The following is a 7,896-nucleotide window of genomic DNA, read 5'->3' on the forward strand; positions in this document are numbered from 1 at the left end:
TTGATCTCGTACCGTTTAGCTATCTCCAGGCAAACTTCATTAAGTCGAGCATCTACCTCATCGGTAAATACAACTCGACGATACTTTGCTGGACAAACCAAATGGTATAACAGCACAGAAACATTATGGCTTTTGTGTATACACTCACTCACTAAACCAATATGTCACACCAAAGACAGCGAAGCAAGCTTCGGGGAATAAGACCCGGAGAGATTGAAGGTTTGTTACTGCTGCCTTTCTCCTGATTTTGGCCGAGCGTGGCCGACCACAGCGCTGGATGCGGGGTTTTTCAGCACACCGTGGGGACGGTTCCGGCTCAGCCATAGGCAAATCGATTATAGGTCTTGGCAAACGCCTGGGCTTGTCCGGTGGCATGGCGGCTGAAGCGCAGGGTCCAGCCCCTGGCATGGACGATGACGCGCCCGGCGAAGTACATCAGGTCTTGGAGTACCGTCTTGAGTCGGCGGCGTTGCTTGGCGCGCCGCGCGCGTTTTTTGTCCATCAGGCCCACCTGACCCACAGCGCGCAGAATGTTGTAGGCCAGGCCGGCGCAGTGCATGACCAGAGCATTGGTGGCGAACTTGCCCGACGGCAGCCGCTCCAGGTCCAGATCGCTCTTGAGTTCGGAATGGTACTGCTCGCACAGGACGTGACCCTTGTAGAGCTCGATCACCTTTTCCTTGGGTATGGAGAGATTGGTCCACCAGCCCTCAATCTCAACATCGGGAATGAGCCGAGGGGTGCCATCACGCTCAAAGTTGCGCTCGGTGGCTCGCAGCACCCGGCGCAGCGTGATGGTGTGCTTTTTGTTTTCCTCATCCGTATAGGCACGCTCGACGATTTCCGTCATGATGGCGATACGGCCATTCTTATCCTGTTTCACCAGCTTGCCTTGGGCGAAGATTGCGGAGGCCCTGGCCGGAACATCAGTCCCCCGAGGGTTCCACTTGACGATGAAGTCGACTTTTTCTTCCCTCAGGGCCACCAGGGTGTTGATGGCATCATGGGCGCTGTCCAGCCGCACCAGAAGGGGAACCTCGGTCAACTGTCGGCTCTTGCGGATCGCCCGCAGCACAAAGGGGATGAACCCCTGCTGAGCATGCTGGGAGCCTGGGCGCTGCTCGATCTCCAGACACCAGCCCTCCAGACCCAGCCAGGCGGCGATGGGCGCATAGCCGTTGAAACCCCGGTAAGTATAGGAGACGCCCTCTTTCTTGGTGTCGGAGTTATCCTGGGTGAAAACATCCAGATCCAGCGGCATGTGTCCCGAGGGCAGTGGCGACAGGGCGGCCTGCGCTTTTTTGAGAAACTCGGTCGTGCAGAAATCAACGATGCGTGCGACCGAGTCGGCGACCTGGTCGAGCCTCTGGCGCAGGGTTTCCGGGGAAGGCACCTTCTGTACGCCCAAGGCTGCGGAAAAGAACTCGTCATCCTCCCAGAACGGGCGGATTGCCTCGAAGTCGCTCTTGCCTTGGCACAGAAGCCCCAGATAGCAGCGCAGCACATCGGCGGTGGGGATTCCACGGCAGGGCGCGGCCTTGGTCACGCGAGAGGTGAGGGAGGTAAAGCGATTAATGGCCAGTCCGACCAGGGCAATGCCGGAGTTAGAGGTGTAGAATTCCGTGTCGGACTGCTCTATGGCGAACCGGGGAAACCTCACGAAAAATCTCCTTGGGTGAGTTTCGAAGCAGTTCGATAGTAGCATAAAAAACCAACTAAATCAGCTAATTGTCAAAGATCAAATGAAAATTTATGACTGTAGATTCACGGATTCAGGTATGATAAAAAAATCCGTTTTCAAGCATTATACAATAGGTCCTTCCGGATAACGAGGCGCCGCAATTCGGTCTGAAGTGGCACTTACGCACTTATGACTCTTGCGATCTGGTTAGTGTATATTCATAAAACCCCAATTCAAGGAGTCGGATTATGCGGTGATCAAGTTGACATCTTCAGTTTCCATGATATCAAGATAACTATTGAACATTTTTGAACATTCGTACAGACCATTTTTTGACAAAGCCTAACCCTTCGCGAGGAGGGGACGGAAAACCGCGGATCTTCTGAGGAAAGAAGACAGCCGGGTTGCCGAAAAGTAGATCTTTCGGCGAGCCGGCTTTTTCCATTTCGTAATACCAAACAACATTTATGCAAGCAAATTTCAGTCCATTTCTTATTGGACGCGACACGAAAGGGGGTGGGAAAACAGATCGATTATATTTCATCTGTCTCTCGCAGGATGTGGTGAGATTCTAGCGCAATACCGAGTCACGTTGAAAGGAGGCACACCATGAAAAGGCTACTATCGTTGTTGCTTTCGTTCCTGGCAGTAAGTATTGGAACGGGACATGCCGAAACTTTCTGGACAGGTACCGTTTTTGACGGCACTGGCGGTTCAATCTCGAATGTTTTGAATTTCGACTGGTCATCATCAGGGAGCGGTGCCGCTCAGGGAGTCGGACCAACCGGATCACCTCTCACCCCAGGTCAGAGTTTTACCTTCAGGTATGAGAGCTATCTCTTCGCTATTACAGACCCCAACGGACAGACAATACCGTCGCCCGATTTGAACTCCAAATTTGAGTTTACCGTTGTGGCCCAATTCCCTGAAGAGGTCGTATCCGTCACACCCGCTTCCCCAACTATCAGCACTGCAACCTTTAAAACACTGCCCGGTGGCGTCTTCTATATCTACAACGACACCCACCCAAATAGTAATGTGCCGAACGGCTCAGGATTTGACGACGGAACCCTCGTGGCGAAAGGTACGATCGACCCTGGGCAGTTTTCCACATTCACCTCTATTTCGTCAAACGGAATAACAGGGATTGGCAGCACCATCCTCTACGGAAAGGTCACCTATGTCAACCCCGCTTTCCTCATTCCCACCAACATTACCGGCATCAGGTTTGAAGGCACCCTCAACTACCCCCCCCTCGATTCGGCGACAGGCGCGTTCTTTGCCGGGCGTACCGGTGAGGGGAACCTGGATCCGCCGTACACGGTTGCGTCAAACGACCTGATGCTCAAGGTTGACGGAAGTTCCAAGTTCATTCAGGCACCGCCGCCGCAGGGAGATTGTCGGGTTACCGCAGGCGGAGTGAAGGATGGCATCACCGTGCCGTGCGCCCTCAAGGCGAATGGCATGCCCGATCCGAAGACCTGTGCCGAGGCTGGCTTTGACACCTGGGGTGGCCAGGCCGGGGCACAACCGGGAGTTGACGGTAACTGGACCCATCACCACGTTGTGAGCCCTAAGCAGAGCTTCGTCTTCCATTCCAACAGCCTCTTCCAGATCGCGTGCAGTGATCCGGGATGCTGCGTTCCCGCGTGCGCCAATGCCGAGAACCACCAAATAGACTTCGCCGGCATCGGAAGCTTCTCCAACCAGAAGGGGTATAATTTCCCCACCGGCCCGCTCTGCTTCGAGGTCCACCTCGAGGATATCGGAGAGCCTGGCCCCGGCGGCAGATGGCCGAGCGCCACTACACCCTGCACCCACTGCCCCGGCACGCCGATCGAACCGGGTGACTGCGTGAACTGCACCGACTACTACGAGCTCCTGATTTACGACAGCGCCGCCTACGATACTGACGGCTACTGCACGGGCAACGTGATCTACTACAACGGCCCGGGAGTGCCGGGTAGTTGCACGGATCCCAATGATCCGCACCTTTTTGGTTATTTCACGAGAGCGGGCAACGTCCAGATGCATCCGGAAAACAACTGACCGCAGGAAGTCTGCAACTACTATAGGGGGGGCGAAAAGCCCCCCTTTTTTTCGAGACTAACGAGGCTGACGATGAACTACCACCCGCGCCGATTCTCTCGAATGCAATGCATTGAAAAGATGTTATAAACTGGTATCCTGATTACGATACCAGACAGAGGAAATAACTCCCAAAACTATGAAGATCCTTGTTCAGCCCTATACACATACCCTCTCTCACATCAGTCGCCCCCTTGCAGTCGCCAGAGAACTCCGCACGAGAGGTCACGACGTACTCTTTGCAGGCGAAAGCAGCAAAAAAAGGTTCATTGAGGAGGAGGGCTTTACGGTCCTCCCGCTCTTTGAGCCGGATCCGAAGGAGCTTTTCGGCCACATACGCAGCGGAAAGCTGCAGTTTATTTCCGACGAGAGCTTGATTCAGATGATTGAGGCCGATGTAGCCCTTTACAAGGAAGTCCGTCCCGACATCGTCCTGTCCGACGGGAGATTTTCAGCTCCCCTATCAACTCACCTCACAGGCATCAAGCATGCAGCCATCGTTAACGTTTCATCAACCGAATATCGGGCATTGCCGTATATTCCGTTCTTCGGATGGATACCGGAAACACTGGTTAGTCAGGATACCGGATTTCGAAAATTCCTCGACAGGTTCAACCTCACCCTTGAAATGTTCGTGTTCGACAACGCCATGGGGATTTTCAAGAAGCTGAGCAAGCAGTACGGAACGAAGAAACCGGTCACCGCCACCAATTGCCTGGCCGGCAAGGACCTGACCCTCCTTGCCGATATTCCCGAATACTTCCCGACCCGCAATCTTCCTTCAGATTACATATATATCGGGCCAATCACCTGGCACCAAAACGGTACCCTCCCCCCGTGGTGGGAATCTGCGGCACGGCAAAAGCCCCTGATTTATTTCACGATGGGGTCTACCGGTATTGAAAAGATGTTCAACACCGTCTATCAAAACCTCTCAGACATGCCAATAACGGCTATTGTTACAACTGGCGGCCAGAAGGCTGGATTAAGGACGCTGGAAGGGAAAATTTATGTGGAAGAGTTTCTCGACGGAGACAAGGTAATGGAAATCTGCGACCTCGTGGTCTGTCACGGCGGAAACGGCACCATCTACCAAGCTCTGCAGCACGGGAAGCCGGTCTTGGGAATACCGACAATACCCGATCAGGATTTCAATATGCGGAGAGTGGAAGCTCTCGGCGTCGGCCGAATGGTTGACCTTGCATACTTTGAAAAAAGGCCGGCGATTCTGCTCCAGGAAATCACCCATATGCTTGCCAATCCCGACTACACCGCCAACGCAGCCAAGATACAATCGATTCTTAAGAACTACAACGGTCCACGTGCCGCGGCGGATCATATCGAGCGACTCCTTAACGCTCCCTTATTCAGCGTTCCAGCGTAGGTCGATGCGCTGAGCATCCTGGAGTTGACACCTCTCATTATTCACCGCTTTTGTCAGATTTTTTTACATCTCGTATGATTTTCTTTACATTTTTCAAATAAAAAAGAACTGCATTACCCACTACATCAATAAGTTAGTTATGGCACATTAATTGCTAAATTTATTTGCGACGCAACTTACAATCATAATTTCGCCAAACCCTTCGTGAGGGGGGGACGGAAAACCACGGGTCTTTCTCTGTAAAGACGGCCGGGCTGCCTGGAAATCCCAGTTGCAAACCCGGCTTTTTTTTTGCTGATTGTGTCCAATTTCTCCCGCCTCCATAAGCGCCAGGACGGTGCTTGAGGCATTTTTGCTCACAAGGAGGTGAAAGTGTAATTCCGTGTTGAGTTCGAATCTTGTGAAAGGAGGAGTAAAATTTATGATGCGACGATTAACCTTGTTGTTCTTAGCCCTGATGTTTTTCGTCGTTAGTACGGCATCTGCCCAGAATTTCTGGGTTGGCTCCGTATTCAATGACACCCTAGGGGTCAAGGTTCCCAATGTCATGGGCTTTGACTGGGCATCATCGGGGAGTGGCAACGCGCAGGGGGTCGGGCCGGCAGGGTCCACCCTCACCCCAGGTCAGCAGTTCAATTTCAGGTACCAGAGTTTCCTTTTCGCCCTTACGGATCCGAACGGGCAATCTATTAACTTTCCAGGCCTGAACAGCAATTTCGAGTACACCGTGGTGGCTATTCTGCCCGAAGAGGTTGTTTCCTTCACCACTACCGGCTCCTCCAGCACCGCTTTATTCAAGACCCTTGCCGGTGGCCAGTTCTTCATCTACCACGACGCCTCTCCAAACGCCAACGTTCCCAACGGCTTCGGCTTTGACGACGGCGATCTGGTAGCCAGTGGAACTATCGACCCCAATTCGTTCAGCAGCTTCACCTTTGTGCCTTCAAGCAACCTAGGAATAGGAAGCGCCATTCTCACCGGCAAGGTAACCTACGCCAACCCGGCGTTTCTCGACCCTGCCATAACCATCGTTACTTTGAGGTTTGAGAGCACGATTAACTTTCCTCCCCTCGATTCAACAACGACAAAATACTTTGATGGCCGCACAGGCCAGGGGAATCTTCCCACCTACTCAGCTGCTTCTGGAGACCTCAATCTGAAGGTCGATGCAAGCAGCAAGTTCGGCGAATCCCCCTGCACCGGCAAGATCGGTGATTTCGTGTGGCACGACACCAATCGCAACGGTATTCAGGACTCGGGCGAGCCGGGCATTGACAGCATTACTGTAAGGCTTTTCGATGCAGGCAATACGCTTCTCGCTACTACCACGACCGGGATCGGTCCGGGGGGGCAGCACGGGTACTACCTGTTCTCCAACCTGTGCCAGGGGACTTACCGCGTCGAGGTAGATCCCAATACCCTTCCACCAGGGTTTTTCCCCACCCCTAACGAGGTAGGAACAGATCGATCCATCGATAGCAATGGCAGCCCTTCCATGGTGACACTACCTGCTAATGACAGCACCGACCTGACTATCGATTTCGGGTACCAGTCACCCTGTGCCGGCATAATCGGCAATTTTGTCTGGAACGACCTGAACAAGAACGGTATCCAGGACCAGGGCGAACCGGGCATCAATGATGTGACGATCAACCTGTTTAACGGTCCTGACAACCTCATTATGTCGACAACGTCCGGGCCGAACGGCTTCTACCAGTTCACGGGCCTCTGTGCCGGTAGTTACACAGTCGAAGTGGTTTCTGCAACCCTTCCGCCGGGCTTCACGCCGACTACTTCCAACGCGCCGGGCAGCACGCCGGAGAACGACAGCAACGACAGCCCTGCAGACGTTACCCTGCCGACGAGCGACAGTGTCGACAATACGATCGACTTCGGCTATCAGCCGCCGTGCACCGGCAAGATCGGCGATTTCGTCTGGTTTGACACCAATCGCAACGGTATCCAGGATTCAGGCGAACCGGGAATAGACGCTGTGACGGTGAGACTGAAAAACAGTGGCGGTACCGTCATTGCCACGACGTTTACCGGCCCGAACGGCTTCTACCAGTTTACCGGTCTGTGCGCCGGCAGTTACACCGTGGAAGTCGACGAAACCACCCTGCCGCCTGGCCTCCTTCCGACTCCCAAGAATGTGCCTGGCAGCACTCCGGAAAACGACAGCAACGGCAGTCCGGCGGCTGTTACCCTTACCACCGACACCAGCGTAGACATGACCATCGATTTCGGCTATCTGTCCCCCTGCACCGGGTCGATCGGCGATTTCGTCTGGGACGACAATAGCCAAAACGGTATCCAGGATGGCGGCGAGCCAGGCATCCCCGCAGTGAGGGTATACCTAAAGAATCCGCTAGACAACTCCATTCTGGCCACGTCAATCACCAATGGCAGCGGGATTTATACGTTCACCGGCCTGTGTCAAGGCGACTACAAGGTTGAAGTGGACGTGACCACACTCCCTCCGGGCTACACTGCATCGCCGAGCCTGCAGGGCAACGATCCGGCCAAGGACAGTAATGGCAGCCCGACTAATGTCACGCTGCCTGCTGACGACGCTACCGATACCACCATCGACTTCGGATACTACCTCCAGCCCGCAACCATCGGCGACAAGGTCTGGAACGACCTGAACAAGGACGGTATCCAGGACGCCAACGAGCCGGGCATCTCCGGCGTCAAGGTGGAACTCTTCACCTGCGCCAACGTGAAGGTCGCTGAAACCTTC

The 7,896-nt window shown here is 54.0% G+C and carries 5 protein-coding genes and 2 riboswitches; of the genes, 3 read left to right on the top strand and 2 right to left on the bottom strand.

Annotated elements, in window-relative coordinates:
- Together RCH91_RS10955 and RCH91_RS10960 are read right to left on the bottom strand one after the other, a co-directional pair.
- On the bottom strand, positions 1–152 hold a 152-nt coding region (locus RCH91_RS10955), incomplete at its 3' end, for a transposase (RefSeq protein WP_306534986.1).
- A 164-nt stretch (positions 153–316) separates the two neighbouring features.
- Complete coding sequence (locus RCH91_RS10960; RefSeq protein WP_306534982.1) at positions 317–1,660, bottom strand: IS1380 family transposase; 1,344 nt, start codon at positions 1,658–1,660, stop codon at positions 317–319.
- Between the two features lie 351 nt (positions 1,661–2,011).
- Positions 2,012–2,093: riboswitch (cyclic di-GMP riboswitch) on the top strand.
- Positions 2,094–2,290: 197 nt separating this feature from the next.
- Between RCH91_RS10960 and RCH91_RS10965 the strand changes: the two genes are divergently transcribed.
- The 3 genes from RCH91_RS10965 to RCH91_RS10975 all read left to right on the top strand — a co-directional run.
- Positions 2,291–3,730, top strand: a complete 1,440-nt coding sequence (locus RCH91_RS10965) for a hypothetical protein (RefSeq protein ID WP_306534983.1) — start codon at positions 2,291–2,293, stop codon at positions 3,728–3,730.
- 178 nt (positions 3,731–3,908) lie between these two features.
- Entirely contained in the window at positions 3,909–5,153 is a 1,245-nt protein-coding gene (locus RCH91_RS10970) for a glycosyltransferase (protein ID WP_306534984.1), read from the top strand.
- 182 nt (positions 5,154–5,335) lie between these two features.
- Positions 5,336–5,415: riboswitch (cyclic di-GMP riboswitch) on the top strand.
- Positions 5,416–5,574: 159 nt separating this feature from the next.
- Positions 5,575–7,896, top strand: a 2,322-nt coding sequence (locus RCH91_RS10975) for an SdrD B-like domain-containing protein (protein WP_306534985.1), incomplete at its 3' end; no start/stop codon positions are given.

The organism is Geobacter sp., from assembly GCF_030834625.1.
In the GTDB taxonomy this organism is placed as follows: Bacteria; Desulfobacterota; Desulfuromonadia; order Geobacterales; family Geobacteraceae; genus Geobacter.

Coding starts and splice junctions, on each gene's coding strand:
- RCH91_RS10965 (WP_306534983.1), top strand. CDS start 2,291: ATGAAAAGGCTACTATCGTTGTTGCTTTCGTTCCTGGCAGTAAGTATT.
- RCH91_RS10970 (WP_306534984.1), top strand. CDS start 3,909: ATGAAGATCCTTGTTCAGCCCTATACACATACCCTCTCTCACATCAGT.